This is a genomic window from Pseudomonas sp. zbq_18 (assembly GCF_043102245.1).
GTDB lineage: Bacteria > Pseudomonadota > Gammaproteobacteria > Pseudomonadales > Pseudomonadaceae > Aquipseudomonas.
The window spans coordinates 245,477-267,504 of sequence record NZ_JBICIT010000009.1; the positions used below are offsets into that span (position 1 = coordinate 245,477).

The 22,028-nt window shown below is 63.3% G+C and carries 13 protein-coding genes; 9 read left to right on the plus strand and 4 right to left on the minus strand.

Annotated elements, in window-relative coordinates:
• Positions 1-15: 15 nt before the first annotated feature.
• A complete protein-coding gene (locus tag ACF8C6_RS08570) occupies positions 16-939 on the minus strand; it encodes a branched-chain amino acid transaminase (RefSeq protein WP_392498883.1) in 924 nt (307 codons plus the stop codon).
• Between the two features lie 38 nt (positions 940-977).
• Positions 978-3,884, minus strand: a complete 2,907-nt coding sequence (gene glnE, locus ACF8C6_RS08575) for a bifunctional [glutamate--ammonia ligase]-adenylyl-L-tyrosine phosphorylase/[glutamate--ammonia-ligase] adenylyltransferase (protein WP_392498884.1) — start codon at positions 3,882-3,884, stop codon at positions 978-980.
• Positions 3,885-4,124: 240 nt separating this feature from the next.
• Between glnE and aceE the strand changes: the two genes are divergently transcribed.
• The 3 genes from aceE to ACF8C6_RS08590 all read left to right on the plus strand — a co-directional run bounded on the left by aceE (position 4,125) and on the right by ACF8C6_RS08590 (position 9,609).
• A complete protein-coding gene (gene aceE, locus ACF8C6_RS08580; RefSeq protein WP_392498885.1) occupies positions 4,125-6,770 on the plus strand; it encodes a pyruvate dehydrogenase (acetyl-transferring), homodimeric type in 2,646 nt (881 codons plus the stop codon).
• A gap of 11 nt (positions 6,771-6,781) precedes the next feature.
• The gene (aceF, locus tag ACF8C6_RS08585) at positions 6,782-8,446 is read left to right on the plus strand and encodes a dihydrolipoyllysine-residue acetyltransferase (RefSeq protein WP_392498886.1); all 1,665 of its coding nucleotides are present in this window, start codon (positions 6,782-6,784) and stop codon (positions 8,444-8,446) included.
• A 959-nt stretch (positions 8,447-9,405) separates the two neighbouring features.
• Positions 9,406-9,609: a hypothetical protein gene (locus ACF8C6_RS08590; protein ID WP_392498887.1), complete on the plus strand. Its 204-nt coding sequence runs from the start codon at positions 9,406-9,408 to the stop codon at positions 9,607-9,609.
• Here the strand turns inward: ACF8C6_RS08590 and ACF8C6_RS08595 are convergent.
• Entirely contained in the window at positions 9,575-10,105 is a 531-nt protein-coding gene (locus ACF8C6_RS08595) for a hypothetical protein (RefSeq protein ID WP_392498888.1), read from the minus strand. The two genes, ACF8C6_RS08590 and ACF8C6_RS08595, sit on opposite strands and share 35 nt — an antisense overlap.
• An 81-nt stretch (positions 10,106-10,186) precedes the next feature.
• On the opposite strand from ACF8C6_RS08595, the gene ACF8C6_RS08600 reads away from it, so the two are divergent.
• The 5 genes from ACF8C6_RS08600 to ACF8C6_RS08620 all read left to right on the plus strand — a co-directional run bounded on the left by ACF8C6_RS08600 (position 10,187) and on the right by ACF8C6_RS08620 (position 19,448).
• Positions 10,187-12,880, plus strand: coding sequence for an EAL domain-containing protein (locus ACF8C6_RS08600; protein WP_392498889.1), 2,694 nt, complete (start codon positions 10,187-10,189; stop codon positions 12,878-12,880).
• A gap of 131 nt (positions 12,881-13,011) precedes the next feature.
• The gene (gene msrA / locus ACF8C6_RS08605; RefSeq protein ID WP_392498890.1) at positions 13,012-13,659 is read left to right on the plus strand and encodes a peptide-methionine (S)-S-oxide reductase MsrA; all 648 of its coding nucleotides are present in this window, start codon (positions 13,012-13,014) and stop codon (positions 13,657-13,659) included.
• 317 nt (positions 13,660-13,976) lie between these two features.
• Complete coding sequence (locus tag ACF8C6_RS08610) at positions 13,977-15,611, plus strand: autotransporter domain-containing protein (protein WP_392498891.1); 1,635 nt, start codon at positions 13,977-13,979, stop codon at positions 15,609-15,611.
• A 133-nt stretch (positions 15,612-15,744) separates the two neighbouring features.
• Entirely contained in the window at positions 15,745-17,577 is a 1,833-nt protein-coding gene (locus ACF8C6_RS08615; RefSeq protein WP_392498892.1) for an amidohydrolase, read from the plus strand.
• Positions 17,577-19,448: an amidohydrolase gene (locus ACF8C6_RS08620; protein WP_392498893.1), complete on the plus strand. Its 1,872-nt coding sequence runs from the start codon at positions 17,577-17,579 to the stop codon at positions 19,446-19,448. Before ACF8C6_RS08615 ends, ACF8C6_RS08620 begins: the two co-directional genes overlap by 1 nt.
• 256 nt (positions 19,449-19,704) lie before the next feature.
• On the opposite strand, the gene ACF8C6_RS08625 is transcribed toward ACF8C6_RS08620, so the two are convergent.
• Complete coding sequence (locus ACF8C6_RS08625; RefSeq protein ID WP_392498894.1) at positions 19,705-21,348, minus strand: phytoene desaturase family protein; 1,644 nt, start codon at positions 21,346-21,348, stop codon at positions 19,705-19,707.
• 117 nt (positions 21,349-21,465) lie between these two features.
• Between ACF8C6_RS08625 and ACF8C6_RS08630 the strand changes: the two genes are divergently transcribed.
• Positions 21,466-22,002 carry a PadR family transcriptional regulator gene (locus tag ACF8C6_RS08630; RefSeq protein WP_392498895.1) on the plus strand — a complete coding sequence of 179 codons (537 nt, stop codon included), beginning with the start codon at positions 21,466-21,468 and terminating at the stop codon, positions 22,000-22,002.
• The last annotated feature ends 26 nt before the right edge of the window (positions 22,003-22,028 follow it).

A 22,028-nucleotide genomic window follows, 5' to 3' on the forward strand; every position in this document is an offset into this window, starting at 1 on the left:
GACCCAACCTACGGATCACTTGACCAGGGTGCGCCACTCGGCGTGGGCGCTGGTCTTGCCGGTGACCAGGTCGAAGTAGGCCTTCTGCAGCTTCTCGGTGACCGGGCCACGGCGGCCGGCGCCGATCTGGCGACCGTCCACTTCGCGAATCGGCGTCACTTCGGCGGCGGTGCCGGTGAAGAAGGCCTCGTCGGCGATGTACACCTCGTCGCGGGTGATACGCTTCTCCACCACCTTGATGCCGTGCTCGGCGGCCAGGGTCAGGATGGTGCTGCGGGTGATGCCGTTGAGGCAGGAGGTCACTTCCGGGGTGTACACCACGCCGTCCTTGACCAGGAAGATGTTCTCGCCCGAACCCTCGGCCACGTAGCCTTCCGGGTCCAGCAGCATGGCCTCGTCGGCGCCACCGGAAATGGCTTCCTGCAGGGCCAGCATCGAGTTGATGTAGTTGCCGTTGGCCTTGGCGCGAGTCATGGAAATATTGACGTGGTGACGGGTGTAGGAGCTGGTACGCACCTTGATGCCGGTCTGCAGGGCTTCTTCGCCCATATAGGCGCCCCAGTTCCAGGCGGCAACGATCACGTGCACCTTCAGGCCAGCGGCGCGCAGGCCCATGCCTTCGCTGCCGAAGAACACCATGGGGCGCAGGTAGGCGCTCTCCAGTCCGTTCTCGCGCACCGCGGCACGCTGGGCTTCGTTGATCTCTTCCTTGGAGAAGGGAATCTGCATGTTGAAGATGTGCGCCGAGTCGAACAGGCGGTCGGTGTGCGCCTGCAGGCGGAAGATGGCGGTGCCGTCCGGGGTGTTGTAGGCGCGCACGCCCTCGAACACGCCCATGCCGTAGTGCAGGGTATGGGTCAGCACATGGGTGGTGGCGTCGCGCCATTGCACCAGTTCGCCGTCATACCAGATCACGCCATCGCGGTCGGACATCGACATCATTGCCACTCCTCAGTCTTCATCGGTTCAGGGGAAGGTCAGCTCAGCCCCAGTTCGCGCCACAGGCGCATCACGCAGCGCCGCTCGGCTTCAAACTGGTCACCGGCAACCTTGCCCGGTTGTTTCTGCAACGCCTGCCGGTGGGCAGCGGAGCGATAGGCCTTGTAGGCCTCCTGCAGCAATTCGACATCGGCGGCGGGCATCAGGCCCACGTCACGCAGACCGTCGAGAATGCGGATATTGTCGGTGTAGCGATGCAGCTCAGCGTGCTGCCGCGACCACGCCAGGGCCGCGTATTGCACCATAAATTCAATATCGACGATACCTCCGGCATCCTGCTTCAGATCGAAGGAAGTCGCGGCCTCAAAGGCATTTTCACCCCTTCCCGCCACGGTTTCACGAGTGCCCAGGTTGTCGCGCATCTTGCCGCGCATCTCGCTGACTTCGGCCTGCAGCTTGGCCAGATCACGCTCGCGCTCAAGCACCTGCGCACGTACCCGTTCGAAGCCGGCGGCCACCCGCGCACAGCCCGCCAGTACGCGAGCACGCACCAGCGCCTGATGCTCCCAGGTCCAGGCCTCGTTTTCCTGGTAACGCTGGAAGGCGCCAAGCGAACTGACCAGCAGGCCCGCCGCACCGGACGGGCGCAGGCGCATATCCACCTCGTACAGCTGACCAGACGTGGTCTGCGCGGTGAGCAGGTGAATGATGCGCTGGCCCAGGCGGGCAAAGAACTGCGCCCCATCGATAGGCTTGGCGCCGTCGGTCTCGGCCTGCGAGTCACCGTCATGGATAAACACCAGATCGAGATCGGAACCGTGGCCCAATTCCAGGCCGCCGACCTTGCCATAGCCGACGATGACGAAGTCCGGATCGCACTGACTGCCATCGGCGCGGCGCGGTGTACCGTGCTTGGCCACGCACTGGCGCCAGGCCAGCGCCAGCACCTGTTCGAGGATGGCCTCGGCCAGCCAGGTCAGGTAGTCGGACACCTTCATCAGCGGCAGCGTGCCGGCAATCTCCGAGGCCGCCACACGCAGGCCATGAGCCAGCTTGAAGTGACGCAGGGCCTCCATCTGCTGCTCCAGATCGTCCTCGGGAATGCGCGTCAGCCGCTCACGCAGTTCGGCGGCCAGCTCCGGCGCCAGCGGCGGACTGAACAGGCGGCCCTCGTTGAGCAGCTCATCGAGCAACAACGGGAAGCGGGTGATCTGCTCGGCGATCCACGGGCTGGCCGCGCACAACGTCATCAAGCGTTGTAGGGCGCCAGGGTTTTCGCTGAGCAGCACCAGGTAGGCCGAGCGCCGCGCCACCGCCTCGACCAGCGGCAGCACCCGCTCCAGCACCAGGTCCGGCTCGTCATGCTCCACTGCCTGCGCCAACAGCCGTGGCACGAAGGCATCCAGGCGCTCGCGTCCCAGGCGCTGCATGGTGCGCACCTGCGAGCCGCTGCGCAGGTCGATCAGGCGCTTGAGCGCGGCGGCAGGCTCGCGAAAACCGGCTTCGGCCAACTGCCGCTCGGCCATCTCTTCGTCCAGCGCCTCTTCCCACAGCGGCAGCCACTCGCCACCGATACAGGACTCGCTCTCGCCGCCTTCCTCCTCGTCCGGGTCGGCGATGACCTGACGGAAGTGCCATTCGATACGCCCACGCCAGTACATCAACTGCTCGTGGAAAGTCGCCCAGGAGTCGAAGCCCATGATGCAGGCGACGCGGGCGCGGTCGATGTCGTTGTCCGGCAGCATCTGCGTCTGCCGGTCACCGATGGCCTGCAGGGCGTGCTCGACATAACGCAGAAATTCGTAGCCCTGGCGCATCTCGTCGACGATCGGCGCCGGCAGGTAGCCCTGGCCTTCGAGGGTGGCCAGCACCTTGAGCAGCGGCCGCTGCTGCAGACTGAGGTCGCGGCCGCCGTGGATCAGCTGGAAGGCCTGGGCGATGAATTCGATCTCGCGGATGCCGCCGGAACCCAGCTTGATGTTGTCGGCCATGCCCTTGCGCCGCACTTCCTGCTGGATCAGCTGCTTCATGGCGCGCAGCGCCTCGATGGCGGAGAAGTCCAGGTAACGGCGATAGACGAAGGGACGCAGCATCTCCAGCAGCTGCTTGCCGGCGGCCTGGTCGCCGCCGACCACGCGCGCCTTGATCATGGCGTAACGTTCCCAGTCGCGACCCTGGTCCTGGTAGTACTGCTCCAGCGCATTGAAACTGAGCACCAGCGCGCCGGCCGAGCCGTACGGCCGCAGGCGCATGTCGACGCGGAAGACGAAGCCTTCGACGGTGATGGCATCCAGCGCCTTGATCAGCCGCTGACCGAGGCGGATGAAAAACTCCTGATTGTCCAGCGAGCGCTTCACACCTTCCGTCTCGCCGCCCTCGGGGTAGCCGAAGATCAGGTCGATATCCGAAGACAGGTTCAGCTCGTGGGCACCGAGTTTGCCCATGCCGAGGATGACCATGTGCTGGGGCTGGCCACTACGTCCGCCGATCGGTGTACCGAACTGCTCGCAATGGCGCGGGTAGAGCCAGTGGTAAGCCAGGTCGATGCAGGCATCGGCGAGGTCGGACAGGTCACGACAGGTTTCCGCCAGGTCGGCCTGGCGATTGATGTCGCGCCAGATGATGCGCACCTGCTGGCGGTTGCGGAAACGACGCAGGCGCCGACCCAGCTCGTCTTCGTCGGCGCACTCCTCCAGTAAGGCCTGCAGCTGGGCGCGCAGTTCGCCCGGAGAAAAGCGGCGCTGCAGATCACCGCTGGCGAGCAGCGCTGGCAGCAACTCGGGATCACGCACCAACTGTTCGTAGACGAAATCGCTGGTCGCGCACAAACGCCCCAGAGCCTCGCGGCTCGGCGGCGGGCAATCGGCAGGCACAGAGAGCGCGGAGCAGCGTTCGGCGAGGGGGTACAAAGAGGTCGGCAAGGCGGCCAGTGGCGGCAGGCTCATGGTCTATCCTTGAGGGCGGAAAACGCCACGTGCCGCAGGCAGGAGCGCTTTTCGGCGTTCATTTGTGTAGTTTTACTACTAAAGATTGTATCCAGGGCGCTGCAAATGCCGTCGAAATGTAGTAAAACTACAGACCGGCCAGTCAAGTCCGGCCAATAACGACTTCACGGAGCACGCCCAAAAAGCGTGTGACGAGCCCAGGCATCCGATTCTGGAAGCCTTTCCGCCTTGGAGCAAGCCATGCAAGACCTCGATCCCGTCGAAACCCAGGAATGGCTGGACGCCCTTGAGTCCGTCCTCGACAAAGAAGGTGAAGACCGCGCCCACTACCTGATGACCCGTATGGGCGAGCTGGCCACCCGCAGCGGTACCCAGCTGCCCTATGCGATCACCACGCCCTATCGCAACAGCATCCCGGTCGGCCACGAGGCACGCATGCCGGGCGATCTGTTCATGGAGCGACGCATTCGCTCGCTGGTGCGCTGGAACGCGCTGGCCATGGTCATGCGCACCAACCTGAAAGACCCGGATCTGGGCGGCCACATCTCCAGCTTTGCTTCCTCGGCAACCCTGTACGACATCGGCTTCAACTACTTCTTCCAGGCCCCCACTGCCGAGCACGGCGGCGACCTGATCTTCTATCAGGGCCACGCCAGCCCAGGTATCTACGCGCGCGCCTTCCTCGAAGGGCGCATCAGCGAAGAGCAGATGAACAACTTCCGCCAGGAAGTGGACGGTAACGGCCTGTCCTCCTACCCGCACCCTTGGCTGATGCCGGACTTCTGGCAGTTCCCCACCGTGTCCATGGGCCTCGGCCCGATCCAGGCGATCTACCAGGCGCGCTTCATGAAGTACCTGGAAAGCCGCGGCTTCATCCCCGCCGGCAAACAGAAGGTCTGGTGCTTCATGGGCGACGGCGAGTGCGACGAGCCGGAATCCCTCGGCGCCATTTCCCTGGCCGGCCGCGAGAAGCTGGACAACCTGATCTTCGTCATCAACTGCAACCTGCAGCGCCTGGACGGCCCGGTGCGCGGCAACGGCAAGATCATCCAGGAACTCGAAGGCGTGTTCCGCGGCGCCCAGTGGAACGTCAACAAGGTGGTCTGGGGCCGTTTCTGGGACCCGCTGTTCGCCAAGGACAAGGACGGCCTGCTGCAGCGCCGCATGGACGAGGTGGTCGACGGCGAATACCAGAACTACAAGGCCAAAGATGGCGCCTACGTGCGCGAGCATTTCTTCAACAGCCCCGAGCTGAAGGAGATGGTCAAGGACCTGTCCGACCAGGAAATCTGGAACCTCAACCGTGGCGGCCACGACCCGTACAAGGTCTATGCCGCCTACCATCAGGCGGTCAACCACCAGGGCCAGCCGACCGTGATCCTGGCCAAGACCATCAAGGGCTACGGCACCGGCGCCGGTGAGGCGAAGAACACCGCGCACAACACCAAGAAAGTCGATATCGACAGCCTCAAGCAGTTCCGCGACCGTTTCGACATCCCGGTCAAGGATGACGAGCTGGAAAACCTGCCCTTCGTCCAGGCCGAACCGGGCAGCCCGGAATACAAGTACCTGCACGAACGCCGCGAAGCCCTGGGTGGCTATGTGCCGCAGCGCCGCGCCAACAGCTTCAGCATCCCGACCCCGCCGCTGGAAACCCTCAAGGCCATCCTCGACGGCTCGGGCGACCGCGACATCTCCACCACCATGGCCTTCGTGCGCATCCTCGCGCAGCTGGTCAAGGACAAGGATCTGGGCCAGCGCATCGTGCCGATCATCCCGGACGAGGCGCGCACCTTCGGCATGGAGGGCATGTTCCGCCAGCTGGGCATCTACTCCTCGGTCGGCCAGCTCTACGAGCCGGTCGATAAGGACCAGGTGATGTTCTACAAAGAGGACAAGAAGGGCCAGATCCTCGAAGAGGGCATCAACGAGGCGGGCGCCATGAGCTCGTTCATCGCCGCCGGCACCTCCTACTCCAACCACAACCAGCCGATGCTGCCGTTCTACATCTTCTATTCGATGTTCGGCTTCCAGCGCATCGGCGACCTGGCCTGGGCCGCAGGCGACAGCCGCTGCCGTGGCTTCCTGATCGGCGGCACCGCCGGGCGTACCACGCTCAACGGCGAAGGCCTGCAGCACGAAGACGGTCACAGCCACATCATGGCGGCGACCATCCCCAACTGCCGCACCTATGACCCGACCTATGGCTATGAACTGGCGGTGATCATCCGCGAGGGCATCCGCCAGATGACCGAAGAGCAGCAGAACGTCTTCTACTACATCACCGTGATGAACGAGTCCTACGTCCAGCCGGCCCTGCCGCAGGGCGTCGAGGACGGCATCATCAAGGGTATGTACCTGCTCGAGGAAGACACCAAGGAAGCGGCCCACCACGTGCAGCTGCTGGGCTCCGGCACCATCCTGCGCGAAGTGATCGAGGCGGCGAAGATCCTGCGCGAGGAGTTCAACATCGGCTCCGACGTGTGGAGCGTCACCAGCTTCAACGAGCTGCGCCGCGAAGGCCTGGCCATTGAGCGCAAGAACCGCCTGCACCCGGGACAGAAGCCGCAGCAGACCTACGTCGAGCAGTGCCTGTCCGGACGCAAGGGCCCGGTCGTGGCCAGCACCGACTACATGAAGCTGTACGCCGAGCAGATTCGCCAGTGGGTGCCGGTCAAGGAGTACAAGGTGCTCGGCACCGACGGCTTCGGCCGCAGCGACAGCCGTAAGAAACTGCGTCATTTCTTCGAAGTGGACCGCTACTGGGTCGTCCTGGCCGCGCTGGAAGCGCTGATCGACCGTGGCGAGATCGAAGCCAAGGTGCTGGCTGATGCCATCACCAAGTTCGGCATCGATCCGAACAAAGCCAACCCGCTGGACTGCTAAGGAGCGTAGCGATGAGTGAGTTGATTCGCGTACCCGACCTCGGCGGCGAAGGCGAGGTGATTGAACTGCTGGTCAAGGTCGGCGACCACGTCGAAGCCGACCAGAGCATCCTGACCCTGGAGTCCGACAAGGCCTCCATGGAAATCCCCGCGCCCAAGGCCGGGGTGATCAAGGAACTGAAGGTCAAGCTGGGCGACCGCCTCAAGGAAGGCGATGAACTGCTGGTGCTGGAAGTCGAAGGTGCCGCCGCTGAGGCCGCACCCGCTGCCGAGGCCCCGGCTGCCGCCGAAGCGCCCAAGGCCGCCGAGCCTGCGCCAGCCGCCGCACCGACAGCAGCCCCGGCTGCCGCCAGCGTGCAGGACGTGCATGTGCCGGACATTGGCTCGGACGGCAAGGCCAAGGTCATCGAGATCATGGTCAAGGCCGGCGACAGCATCGAAGCCGACCAGTCGCTGATCACCCTGGAGTCGGACAAGGCCAGCATGGAAATCCCGTCGCCGGCCGCCGGCGTGGTGGAAGAACTGCTGGTCAAGCTGGATGCCGAAGTCGGCACCGGCGACCTGATTCTCAAGCTGCGTGTGGCAGAGAGCGCCGCCCCGGCGTCTGAAGCCGCCAAAGCACCCGCGGCTGCGGCGCCGGCCAAAGCCCCTGCCGTGCACAGCACCCCGCCAGGCGCTGCGCCTGCGGTTGCAGCCGAAGTCGGCGCCATTGCAGCGCTGTCTGCCGCTGCTGCGGCTGTCGCCGCCCCCGTGCGTGACAGCAGCAAAGTGCACGCCGGCCCCGCCGTGCGCATGACCGCCCGCGAGTTCGGCGTCGACCTGGCGGCCGTGCCGGGCACCGGGCCGAAAGGCCGTATCCTCAAGGAAGACGTGCAGAACTACGTCAAGGCCATGCTGCAACAGGCCAAGTCGGCGCCGGCCGCCGGCGCCACCGGCGGTGCCGGCATTCCGCCGATCCCGGAAGTGGACTTCAGCAAGTTCGGCGAAATCGAAGAAGTGGCGATGACCCGCCTGATGCAGGTCGGCGCCGCCAACCTGCACCGCAGCTGGCTCAACGTGCCGCACGTGACCCAGTTCGACAATGCCGACATCACCGAGATGGAAGCCTTCCGCGTGGCGCAGAAGGCAGTGGCGGAGAAGGCGGGCGTCAAGCTGACTGTGCTGCCGATCCTGCTCAAGGCCTGCGCTCATCTGCTCAAGGAGCTGCCGGACTTCAACAGCTCGCTGGCGCCGAGCGGCAAGGCGCTGATCCGCAAGAAGTACGTGCACATCGGCTTCGCCGTGGACACCCCGGACGGCCTGCTGGTGCCGGTGATCCGCAACGTCGACCAGAAGAGCCTGCTGCAGCTGGCTGCCGAAGCGGCCGAACTGGCCGACAAGGCGCGCAACAAGAAGCTCTCGCCGGATGCCATGCAGGGCGCCTGCTTCACCATCTCCAGCCTCGGCCACATTGGCGGCACCGGTTTCACGCCGATCGTCAACGCGCCGGAAGTGGCGATCCTCGGGGTCAGCAAGGCGACCATGCAGCCGGTATGGGACGGCAAGGCCTTCCAGCCACGCCTGATGCTGCCGCTGTCGCTGTCCTACGACCACCGGGTGATCAACGGCGCGGCCGCCGCACGCTTCACCAAGCGTCTGGGCGACGTGCTGGGGGACATCCGCACCCTGCTGCTGTAAGTACATCGAGTAGTGCTTTGAAGCATCGACGCCTCTCCCCTTCGGCCCCGCCTCTGGCGGGGCTTTTTTATGGGTTCGCCGCGGAGTCGGGGAGCCATGTCTTGATGCTGGACTGGCTAGGAGGTGTGAATTTTGGCGTTGAATCGCTTTCCGAGTTGTCTGATGGTCTTTGTTTCGCCCTTCCCGGGCGACTCACTTTTCTTTGTTTGCGCAAAGAAAAGTAAGCAAAAGAAAGCGCACCCCGACATTCGGGCCTGTCGGCTACGCCGCCAGACTTCCCTCCTTCCGGTGCCACTCCGGGGGCCGTCACGAAGGGACGTCCCTGTCCCTTCGTGTCTCGCTCGGCGTCCTGCCTCGCGTCCCCCTGCGCAACACCTCCACTCGGCCTACTGACGGGGACTCTGGCCCTGAGTCGCCGGCGGGCTTTTAGAGCAGTCATAGGGAGGATGATCGTTCCCACGCTCCGCATGGGAATGCAGCTCGTGACCCTCCTACGTCCATTCGTTGCTACCAGGGGAAGATGAAGGCCTCCCAAGCAGCACCAAGCGCGCCTTGCAGAAGGGGGAGTGGAATCTTTGCGTGGAGGGGTAAGCCGCAGGGATGCGGCGAAAGGCTTAAAGGGCCATGGATGGCCCTTGTAAGCCGATCCTCGGAGCAATGATGGAGCGAACGGCCCCGGAGCGCAGCGCAGGGCCGGATGAACGGGCAAGCGGTTTTGCTTACTTTTCCGGGGCCGGCCATCCGGCGATTGGCAAAAGTGAGTCACCCGGGAGGGGCGAAACAGGAAGTATCGACATCCTCAGAAATCAGCTTGAAATGAAGTCCGCTCCAGCCTCACACAATCTTGCCAGTCCAGTTTCAAGGCATGGTTCGCCGAGAAACACACGTCGATGCTGGAAATGGAAAAGTAATGGCCAACTGCTAGCCTCTGGGAGTTGTCCAGAAACCAGCACTTGGCCATGCAGATTCGCGTAATCGCACCAACCGCCGAGCAGCCGCAATGGCGGCTCTACCTCAACCAGTTCTTCATCCCCTGCGCCAGCGAGGAGGAAGCCCTGCGCCTCGCCCAGGAGGTCGGCCTAGCCAATCGCCACCAACCCCCGCTACCGCCGCGCTGCGGCAGACCGATCAGTTCCGCTGCAGGTTGCGAATCAAAAAGCTGATCGCCTTGGCCAGGTCGGCCGAGCCCTGGTGATCGCGCAACACGGTAATCCACGGACTGCCATCGGCCGGGTTGTTGAGCACGCAGGTGATGCCGCTGGTCGGACAGTTGTAGCGGATATACGGATCAACCCCGAATACCGACAAGCGCTGATTGCTCACGGCCAGGGTCTTGCTCTGCTCGGTGCGGGTTTCCTGGCGCACCAGCAGCTCGCCTGGGCCGGCCACGCTCAACTGGTAGCGCAGGTCGCTGCGCTGCGCCGGGGCCTTGCCCAGTTGGTAGCCGGCACGCAGGGCATAGGTATCGAGTAGCGCGTTGCTGTGCGCCAGCAGTGCCTTGCGTTCATCCTTGGTCATGTACAGTCGCTTGAGCTCGGCCAGATAGCGTGCCTGCTCCTCCCCGCCCAGCTGGGCCTCACTGGCCTGAACCGGAGCCGTTCCGCCCAGGCTCAGCATCAGCAATAACCCGCTCAGTCTTCTTGTCAGTCCCAGCCGCATGATGCACCCTTGCCGAACTTGGTTGATGTAACAGACCTTAGCCTGCTGCCTGCTGGCAGCATACTGGAAGCCAGTCGTTCGATGAAAAGCCATCCCGATGCCGCCAGCCGTTCGGCAGCTGAGGTTGTGACGCAGTTGCCAGTGCCCTCGCGCCTGGGAATGCTGCGCTTCGAACGCATTAACGAGCCCAGTTGGTCCCTCCTGTTTCTCGATCCCGCCTGTGAACGCCAGCTCGGCGTCAGCGCCGGCGAACTCTGCGCCCTGCTCGACTCACCCTATGCCAGCCTGATGGAGCCCGAAGCGCGCTATCGCCTGCACGACGACATCCAGCAGCAACTGGCCGCGGTGCAGCACTACTCGGTGCGCTATCGCCTGCATACGCCCAACGGTGCCCTGCATCTGTTGGAGGTCGGCGAGCTGTTCCTGCAGCGCGGCCGCCAGTTGCTGCGCGGTTACCTGCTGGTCACCAGCGAGGCTAGCGAGAACCAGACCGAACAGCGCCTACAGGAACTGCAGGAACAGAACGGCAAACTGCAGACCTCGCTGGAGCTGTATCAGCATGCCCAGGAAGAGCATCTGCAGCACTTGATCCGCTCCCGCGCCCAGCAGAGCCTGATCGTGCGCCTGGCGCGGCACCGCTACAACGCCCTGGACCCGCTCAAGGAAGCCGCCGAGCTGATTACCCAGGCCGCCTGCGAGGCCTACGACGTGGCCCGTGCCAGCATCTGGCACCTGGTCGGCGAACGCCTGGAACCGGTGGCCATGTACCGCCGCGACATCGACCGCCACGAACTGCCACAGCCGATCGATGCCAGCCTGTTTCCGCGCTACCTGGCCGCGCTGCACAGCGGCCGCGCCCTCGATGCGCACAATGCCCAGCGCGACCCGCGCACCAACGAGCTGGCCCGGGGCTACCTCAAGCCACTGGGCATCAGCGCCATGCTCGACGCCAGCATTCGTCTGGGCGGCGAGGTGGTCGGCGTACTGTGCCTGGAGCATGTCGGCCCGGAGCGCACCTGGCAGGCCGACGAGATCGCCTTCGCCGGCGAACTGGCCGACCAGTTCGCCCAGGTCATGAGCAACCAGCAGCGCCTCGACGCCACCAGTGCCCTGTACCTGTTCCAGCGCGCGGTCGAGCAGAGCGCCAGCGCTTTTCTGCTGTTCGACCGCGACGGCCTGGTGCAGTACGTCAACCCCAGCTTCACCGCCATCACCCAGTACGGTGCCGAGGAAGTCCAGGGTCGGCGCATTTCCCAGCTACCGGCCCTGGAAAACCTCGGCGACCTGCTGTTCGATGCCCGCGCCGGACTGGCCGAGCGCAACAGCTGGCAGGGCGAGTTCCGCAGCCGGCGCAAGAACCTGGAGCCCTACTGGGGCCAGTTGTCGATCTCCAAGGTGTACAACGACGACGGCGAGCTGACCCATTACATCGGCATCTACGAAGACATCACCCAGAGCAAGCTGGCCCAGCAGCGCATTGAGCGCCTGGCCTACAGCGACAACCTCACCGGCCTGGGTAACCGCCCCTACTTCATCCGCTGCCTGGAAGAGCATTTCGCCAAGCGCGACGAGCGGGTCTTCAGTCTGCTGCTGGTGGATATCGACAACTTCAAGCGGATCAACGACAGCCTCGGTCACCAGACCGGCGACAAACTGCTGGCCAGCCTGGCCCGCCGCCTGCGCAACAGCCTGAGCAAGGACACCATCCTGGCACGCTTTGCCAGCAACGAATTCGCTGTGCTGCTCGACGATGCCGGCGAAGTCGCCGGTCTGCAGCTGGCTCAGGAACTGCTGAACACCCTGGACAAGCCGCTGTTCGTCGACAACCAGCTGATCAACGTCACCGGCTCGGTCGGCCTGGCCTGCGCGCCCGCCCACGGCAACGACCCGCACATCCTGATGAAGCACGCCGGCCTGGCCCTGCACAAGGCCAAGGCCAACGGCAAACACCAGGTGCAGTTGTTCACCGAGGCGCTCAACGCAGAAGCCAACTACAAGCTGTTCGTCGAAAGCAACCTGCGCCGCGCCCTGACCCAGAACGAGCTGGAGGTGTACTACCAGCCCAAGCTGTGTCTGAAAAGCGGCCAGCTGGTCGGCCTGGAGGCTCTGCTGCGCTGGCAGCACCCGGAAAAAGGCATGATCAACCCGGATCAGTTCATCGCCGTGGCCGAGGAGACCGGCCTGATCATCCCCATCGGCAAGTGGGTGGTACGCCAGGCTTGCCGTGCCAGCCTGGAGCTGGCCGCCCTCGGCATGGGCCAGGTACAGGTGGCAATCAACCTGTCAGCCAAGCAGTTCACTGATCCCGACCTGGTCGGCTCGATCGCCGCCATCCTCGCCGAGGAGCAGTTGCCCGCTCACCTGCTGGAGGTAGAGCTGACCGAAAGCCTGTTGCTCGAAGGCAACGCCGACACCCGCCAGCAGGTCGCGCGCCTCAAGGCCCTCGGTCTGACCCTGGCGATGGACGACTTCGGCACCGGCTATTCCTCGCTGAGCTACCTGAAGAAGTTCCCGATCGACGTGATCAAGATCGACCGCAGCTTCATCAAGGACATCCCGGAGAACGAGGACGATATGGAGATCACCTCGGCGGTGATCGCCATGGCGCACAACCTCAAGCTCAAGGTGGTCGCCGAAGGCATCGAGACCGCCGCCCAGCTCGGCTTCCTCCGTCGCCAGCAGTGCGATGTCGGCCAGGGCTACCTGTTCGACCGGCCGATCCCCGGCCGCGACCTGGTGGGCAGCCTGCGCCGCTATCCCTGCCGCGGCGCCTGACCCTCCCCTCTGCCACCGGGAGAGGGGCCGGGGGTGAGGGCGCTGTAATATGCACTCAGCTTCGGCGTCTACCCATAACCCCGAAGGGGTAAGCTATCTCCCACCCTCACCGCCACCACGGGGAACAGATCATGGTCCTGCGCTCGCAAATCCTCGCTCACAAGCTCGAACTGCCCAGCGCCGAGCAGGCCCTGCCGGGCCGCGCCGCGCGCATGGCGGTGCCTGCCGCCCATCATGTCAACGGCAACCCGCTGCAGGGCCCCTTTCCCGCCGGCCTGCAGCAGGCCGTGTTCGCCCTGGGCTGCTTCTGGGGCGCCGAGCGGCGCTTCTGGCAACAGCCGGGCGTGTGGAGCACCGCCGTCGGCTATGCCGGCGGCCATACGCCCAACCCGACCTATGAAGAAGTCTGCTCCGGCATGACCGGGCATACCGAGGTGGTGCTGGTGGTGTTCGACCCGCAGCTGACAACCTACGAGCAACTGCTGAAAGTCTTCTGGGAAGCGCACAACCCGACCCAGGGCATGCGCCAGGGCAACGACATCGGCACCCAGTACCGCTCGGCCATCTACTGCATGGATGACGCTCAGCTGCAGGCCGCACTGGCCAGCCAAACGCAGTTCCAGCTGGAACTGGAGAAGGCTGGTTTCGGCGCCATCACCACCGAGATCACCGCGGCCCCGCCCTTCTACTACGCTGAGGCCTACCACCAGCAGTACCTGGCGAAGAATCCCGGCGGTTATTGCGGCCTCGGCGGCACCGGCGTGTGCCTGCCAGGCTGAGGAAAGTAAGGCACCCGTCCTCCGCCAGATCTGCAACCAGGCCGCTGCTCAGGCGTCGGCCCTGGCATCCTTGATGTTACTGCGCAAGCCCAGCAGGGGCAGGCATCCAGCGCAGTCAACCCGATGCAAACCGTGGCGCCCACCGCCCCAAGCAATCCGCTCTAGCGGGGCCATGCTGTTGATGCTCAGGTTAGAGCAAGCTCGCCACATGCGTTACCTGCCTCGCCATCTTTCGACTTCAATCTGCGCGGGCGAATATCGACAATGAAAACCCTAAGGGCTAGCCTTTCCTCGGTTCGCAATAAAGGGAATTTGCAATGGCAGACCAAATATTCAAACGCCTTCTGCTCTCACTTGCTTTGTGCCCAATTCCGCAGGTCTGGGCCAACTGCAGCGAATACTTCGTCGGCGATAACCTCTATTACATTGGTCGAACGAACAGCCAGTCCATATGGGTCGCCAACACCCAGGCGACTGGCAACTATGCCCTGAGTGCACCGGGCGTGCCGAACATCGATACATGGGCCAGCACTAAGAACCCCGAATACCATCTAAGCCTCTCACCGGTTGTGGCCGACGACTTAAACGGCAATCACCAATTACAAATCCTCGGCGTCAGCGGCGACCCCATTCGCCCCAACTGTCTCGTGGCCACTCGCAGCCAAGTCAATCCAATAATACCTCCGACTTGGCGCCCGCCACAGAAACCGGTACTACCAGCCAAACCAGAACGCCCAACATTACCGGAATTGCCCGAAGTATCCCGTCCAGAGATCCCCAACCGGCCAGTGGTCAGCCGCCCAACGCTGCCTGATTTACCCGTAGTTTCTCGACCAGAAATCCCCAACCGGCCAGTAGTAGGACGACCTACATTACCCGAACTGCCACAGGTCCCCGATCGCGGCAGACCGCTGGAAAGCAGCTTCACCGAACTACCAAATCTTGCCGGTGAACAACACCTGAGCAACCAACAAATCGACTCGCTTTGCCGTTATGTGGAGAGGGACGAATCTGGCCAGTTCACAGCCGAAACCCTGCAGCGCTGCCCAGCCCTTGCACAGGCGCTGAAGCAGGCGCCACTGACACCTGGAAGGGACCTGATAGCGGATACTCTCTGGAACGTCTGGGTCGATCCGCACTATGTCCGCACTAATAATCGCCGTGGCTATGGCGAGACCGAACAACGTACAACCAGCGTGACCCTTGGCGCTGACCGTCGATTAAATTCAGACCTGGCAGTCGGCGCCCTCCTGAGCATCAGTGATCTGGACAGCGACAGTCTCGACGGATTGATCAAGGTAGATGGCAATAGCTACAACCTCGGGCCTTATGTGTCATACCAGCTATCGAATAACTGGTCGGCATTCGCCAATATTACTGTTGGAAAAGCAGAAATAGACCATAAGGTATTGATGTTTAAGGGCAGTGGCGACAGCACCACCTATGGTGCTACAGCCAACATCTACGGCGACTTTGCCTGGAGCGAACGCACCAGCATTCGGCCCAAGCTGGGCATCAACTACCAAAAAGAAGATATCGAAGATTTTGACCTACGGGGGCGAGTCTTCAATCGCTACCTAAACCCGCGCGTGAATGGAATCAACCAGGAAAGCGGGCAAGTTTTGGCCTCTATCGAACTCAACTCGATGCTGGAACTATCTTCCGGTCATTTATTCGTACCTTATTTCGAAGTAGGGAGTTACTACAACTATCTACAGGAAGACACCAGCACTTACCCAGAATGGCAGGGGCTCATCCGCACCGGATTGCGCACTCTATACAAGACCAATACGCAAATCGACTTGAACCTGTCCTATGAGAGCTTGGGCGTCAGCGGCTTGGACATTTGGGACTTCGGCCTGTACACTCTCACGGATTCTAGCCCCAATTATCCGAAGTCTCGCAAACCACAAGAATCGGAATTGCCATCTGCAATTGCGCAAGGCTCCTGAATCTCGATTCTTATGCATGGCAATCAGAAGGAAATGGTACATGCCGGAAAGAGTAAAAAAGATAACTTTATCGCTCACGCTCATTAGCCTGCCTTTCCACCAAGCGCTCGCCGAAACCGCCACCTTGCAGGAGGTGGTCAGCCCCCCCGCCCCGCTTCCCGAGGCGACCCTGTATACCGCCCGCGAAGTCGTCACGCTGGACCCGCACCAGCCTAAGGCAACCGCCATCGCGGTCGTCGGCGGGCGAATCCTGGCAACCGGCACGCTGGAGGAACTCCAAGCCGCTGCCGGGCAGCAGCCCTATCATGTCGACACCACTTTCGCCGACAAGGTTCTGGTTCCGGGCTTTGTCGCTCAGCATGACCACCCGCTGCTGACCGCGCTGACCATGACCTCGGAAATCATCGCCATCGAGGATTGGGTACTGCCACAAGGCACCTACCCGGCCGCCAAGGATGCCAGGGACTACCGCGCCCGCCTGACGGCGGCCAGTAAACGTCTGCAGTCCCCCGAAGCCCCCCTGGTGAGCTGGGGTTACCATCACCTGTTCCACGGCGCACTGAACCGCGCCGTTCTGGACCAGATCAGCAGCACACGACCAGTCATCGTGCTGCACCGTTCCTGGCATGAGGTGTTCCTCAACAGCAAGGCGCTCGAACTGCTGAGCATCGACTCGCACACTGTCGACGCCCTGCCGGAGACCGCGCGCAAGCAGGCCGACCTCCAGGCTGGTCACTTCTGGGAAAGCGGTCTCTTCGGCATTGCCGCTCGCCTGGTCCCGCTGATCGCCACCCCGGAGCGTTTCAAACAGGGTCTGCAGCTGACCGAGCAGTACCTGCATGCCAACGGCATTACAGTCGGCGCCGAGCCCGGCGGGCTCTATTCGGAGAAACTTCAGGCAGCTCAAAACGCCGTGCTATCTGATCCCGACACCCCCTTCCGGTTCTATTTCATCCCGGACGGCAAATCGATCACTGCACTCTTCCCGGACACCGCCCTCAGCGAAACCGACAAGACCCTGAACTGGGGCCAGGGCATGACCCAGATACTGCCCAAACAGATCAAACTGTTCGCCGACGGCGCCATCTATTCGCAGCTGATGCAAACTCGCGAACCCTATCTGGACGGCCACCATGGCGAGTGGATCATGCCGCCTGGCGACTTTGCCCGCGCCTTCCGCATTTACTGGGATGCCGGCTACCAGCTGCACATCCATGTGAACGGCGACGCTGGCGTGGACATGGTACTGGACAATCTGGAGGCCAACATGCGCCGCCAGCCGCGCCACAATCATCGCACCACGCTGGTCCACCTGGCAGTGTCGCAGCCGGATCAGATTGCGCGCATGAAGCGACTGGGCGTACTGGTGAGCGCCAACCCCTACTACGTCACCATGCTGGCAGACAAATACAGTGAACAAGGCCTAGGCCCGGATCGGGCCAACAATCTGGTGCGCATCGGCGAGGTGGAACGCGCCGGGATTTCCTTCTCCTTCCACTCAGACATGCCCATGGCACCGGCACAACCGCTGTTTCTGATGCATGCTGCCGTCAACCGCACCACCGTCTCCGGCCGCATCGCCGGACAGGAGCAGCGCAGCAGCCGTGAGGGCGCTTTGCGCGCGATCACTCTGGACGCGGCCTACTCCCTGCAACTGGAAAACCAGATCGGCAGCCTCAGCCCCGGCAAGCTCGCCAACTTCACCGTGCTGTCGGACAACCCGGTCACCATCGAGGCATCCAAGATCAAGGATATTGCTGTCTGGGGTACCGTCCATGAAGGTCGCAAGCTGCCGGCCGAGGCCATCAGTACCGCACACGCGGCTCTCGGCCCGATCCCGAACCAGGCCACCGCCCAGGCCTTACAACTGGAGCAACTGGCACATACCGATAACCGGACGGGCCACACCGACATCTGCCAACTGAACAAAGTGTTCGCCACAGCCATGCTACAGGAGCACCGCTGATGAACCGTCGAGTCCCCCACGCACTGCTGACCACCCTATGCAGCACACTGCTGGCTGCACCGCTGCTGGCCGCTGACATGGCCGATCGCATCTGGAGCGGCGGCCCGATCCTGACCATGAACGATCAGGCCATGCAGGCCGAGGCCATTGCCGAGCGCGGCGGTAAGATCCTCGCAGTAGGTAGCCGGGCTGAAGTCATGCGGCTCATGGGGCCGGACACCCAACTGCTAGACCTGGAAGGCCGCGCACTGCTACCCGGCTTCGTCGATGCTCATGGTCACGTGATGATGGGCGGCCTCCAGGCGCTGGCCGCCAATGTGCTGGCTCCACCCGACGGGCAAGTCAAGGACATGGCGTCCCTACAAGCCACTCTGCGCGACTGGATGCAGCAGAACGCAGCTGCCATAGAGCAGGTGCAGCTGATCGTCGGCTTTGGCTACGACAACGCCACACTCAGCGAACGCAGGCACCCCACCCGCGAAGATCTCGATGCGGTGTCAAAGGACATTCCCATTTTGCTGGTACATCAGTCAGGCCATCTATTTGCCGTCAACTCCAAGGCATTGGAAGTGACCGGCATCTCGGCCCAGACACCGAACCCTGAGGGCGGCGTGATCCGCCGCAAGAGCGGCTCTCAGGAGCCTAATGGGGTGCTGGAGGAAACCGCGGGCTTCCCCGTCGTGCTCAAGCTGCTCAGCCGCGTCGGCGCCGATGGCGGCAAGATATTCTTCCGGTCGGGCACCGAACTCTGGGCCCGCTACGGCTACACCACCGCCCAGGAAGGCCGCTCCGTACCCGGTACGGTCGCCATGATGCGCCAGGTAGCCGATGCCGGTGAACTCAAGCTCGACGTGGTCACCTACCCGGACGTACTGGTAGACCGTGATTTCATCCAGCACAACGCCAGCCGCAACTACACTAACCGACTGCGCGTGGGCGGCGCCAAGCTCACCATTGATGGCTCGCCGCAAGGTTTCACCGCCTGGCGCGACCGCCCCTACTACTCGCCAGTCGGGGATTACCCCAAGGGCTATCGCGGTTACCCGGCTGCCACGCCTGATCAGGTGATGGCCGCCGTTGACTGGGCCTATGCGAACGACGTGCAGGTCATCACCCACGCCAATGGCGAGGCCGCTTCGGACCTACTAATTGCCGCCCACACCGTGGCGCAATTGAAGCACGGCGCCGACAAGGACCGTCGCCCCGTACTCATACATGGGCAGTTCCTACGGGAAGATCAGGTAAATGCCCTGCAGCGTCTGCAGCTGTTTCCCTCGCTGTTCCCCATGCACACTTTCTACTGGGGCGACTGGCACAGCGAGCACACCGTCGGTCCGGAACTGGCACAAAACATCTCACCCACCGGCTGGGTGCGCCAGCGCGGGATGAGGTTCTCCACCCACCACGATGCCCCCGTAGCCTTCCCGGACTCGATGCGCGTGCTGTATGCCACAGTCAACCGCATAGCTCGCGGCTCGGGCAAGGTAATCGGCCCTGAGCAGCGCGTTGATGTGCTCACCGCCCTCAAGGCCATGACAATCTGGCCAGCCTGGCAGCATTTCGAGGAGGACCGCAAAGGCTCTCTGGAAGTCGGCAAACTGGCCGACTTTGTGATTCTTTCCAAGGACCCGACGACCGTAAAAGCGACCACCCTGGACCAGTTGAAGGTGACCGAAACCATCAAGGAAGGCGAGACCATCTACCGGCTGAAGGACAGCCAGACTACCCGCCACACGCCAGACACGCTCTCACGGCTAGTGCATGCCCTGCAGGCCAATACAGGCAACGCTCATCTGCACCAACACGGTGAAACCTGTCCCAGCGAGGCTCTTTGGCAACTGAACGCTGCCTTAGCAGGCGAATCGCACTAAGCAAAGCCAGCCTGGCGGCTGCGCACCGCCAGGCCCCCAGAAGCCGCCGAATGCCACGAGCGCAACACCTATCAAAGCAGTCCCGGGCGAAGAATCCCACCTCGATACCCTTCAGTGGCTGCGCAAGCGCGACCGGGCAGAAAGCGATGCATCGCACGACGAGTTACGCCTTCGACTAATCACGCGACGCCAGTGGCTCGACTGCGCAAAGCCGAGCAGGCCATGCCCAGCACCATCGCGTGCGAACTCCCCCCCTTTAGCCCAAGACCTGCTCAGGCTCCGCCTGCACCGCAGGCTTCCAGTCCTTCAGCAACTTGCCCACCTTGTACCCCCGCCACCCCAGCATGCGCGTGGCCGTCAGCACGCCGGCCATCAGTGCGCCGCCAACGCCGGCGGTGACGGTGTCGGCGCCGGTCAGGTAGAGACCCTTGATCGGCGTCTGGCTGTGGATCCAGTGCTGGTCGAAGCGCTGCACCGTATGGTCGATGCCGTAGATCTCGCCCTGCTCGTTCCACTGGAACCACTCGGTGGACAGCGGCGTGGCCAGCTCGCAGAAATCCAGCGCGCCGCGCAACTGCGGCTGGTGACGATAGAGGGTCTCCAGCAATTGCTCGGTGAGCTGCGCCTTGAAGGCCTCGTAGTCGGCGCCGCGCTTGCCCCAGGTACTGCCCTTCCACGGCGCGAACCACTGCGGCAGCGTCGGCGCGACGATCTCCACCGTCGCCTTGTGCGGGTAGTGCGCATCCCAGCTGGGGTCCTTGGCCGAAGGGAAGCTGATGTAGATCAGCGGCATCGCTGGATTCTGCCCGCTCTCGAAGCTGCTGACGTTGTGGTCGTGGTCATGGCTCGGGTAGACCCAGTAGTTGGTCTTCGGCAGACCCAGCTCGGCGGCACTGCCCTTGAAACCGGCGTACAGGCACAGGGTCGCCGCCGACAGCTTCACCTGTTGCAGCGGCGCCAGCAGGCCATGCGCCTCGGCCACCTGCGGCTCCAGCAGGCGGGTGTAGGTCGGTACCAGGCCAGCGCAGCTGACGATCTGCGGCGCGCGAATCTCGAAACCGTCCTTGTGCAGGCGTACGCCCACGGCGCGGCCGTTCTCCACCAGGATTTTGTCCACGCCGGCATAGGTGAAGACGTTGCCGCCCGCCGCCTCGATCAGCGGGATGATGGTCTCGGAAATCCTGATCGCGCCGCCCACCGGGTAGTTGCCGCCGGTGATGTAGTGCTTGGCCACCATGGCATGCATGACGAAAGCCGCCTGCGCCGGCGGCAGGCCGTAGTCACCCCACTGGGCGGTGAGCACGCCAATCAGCTCCTGATTCTGCGTCAGGCCTTCCAGCACCTCGCGGGTGCTCTTGAAGAAATAGGCCGGCAGCCACAGGCGGCGCAGCCTCGCATAGAGCATGCCGAGCGAACGCGGCAGGGCCTGGCCGGCGAAGAAGCGCGGCACCCGCGCACTGACCTCGCTGAGCAGCTCGACATAGCGGTCGATGGCCTCTGCCTCGGTGGGGAAATGGCGCTTCATCTCGGCCTTGAACTCATCGCGACCGGCCACGTAGTCGTAGCTCTGCTCGCCAATCACGATGCGGTCGTAGTGTGCATCCATCGGCGCCCATTCCAGCTTGCCGTCGCTGATCACGTCGAACACCCGGCGGATCATCGACCAGGGTTTGTGCACCTCGCCGATGTAGTGCACGCCCACATCCCACTCGTAACCTTCACGCTCGTAGCTGTGGGTATAGCCGCCGGCCGTGTAGTGCTGTTCCAGCACACACACGCGCTTGCCCAGCTTGCTCAGCAGGGCGGCGGCGGTGAGGCCGCCGATGCCGGAGCCGATGACGATGGCATCGTAGTGATTGGCCGCCAGGCGCGGGCGGAAGCGAGTACCGGTGCGTTTCATGAGGATTCCTGCGTGATTGTTTTTATGCAAGTTTTTGCATACTAGCAGCAGATCATCTCCATGCAACTCTTTGCATAATCCGTATACTGCGGCGCACCGCCCTCGCCGAGTTCGTCCATGTCGCTCAAGCACGCCATCCTCATCCTCCTGGAAAGCGAACCGGGCAGCGGCTACGACCTGCTCAAACGCTTCAAGGAAGGCCTCGGCTACTTCTGGAACGCCAAGCACCAGCAGGTCTACCAGGAGTTGAAGAAGCTCAGCGAAGCCGGCTGGCTGGACTGCGAGGCGCAGGCGCAGGAAACGCGCCCGGACAAGAAGGTCTACCGCCTCACCCCGAGCGGCCACGCCGAGCTGCTGCGCTGGCTGGGCGAGCCGGTACAGCCGAACAAGATCAACGACGCGCTGCTGGTGAAGCTGTTCGGCGGCGCGCACACCTCGACCGCCAACCTGCGCGAGGAAATGCAGCGGCACGTGGCCGTGCACCGCAAGACCCTGGACAGCCTGCTGGCCATCGAGCGCGACTACCTGGCCCTGCCCGCCGAACAGCGACGGGCCCTACGCCTGCCCTACCTGACCCTGCGCCGCGGCATTCTTGGCGAACAGTCCTGGCTGGCCTGGGCAGCCGAAGTGGAGATGGCACTGGACGCCGACTGACAGGGCTGCCAGACGCATGGCGAAGC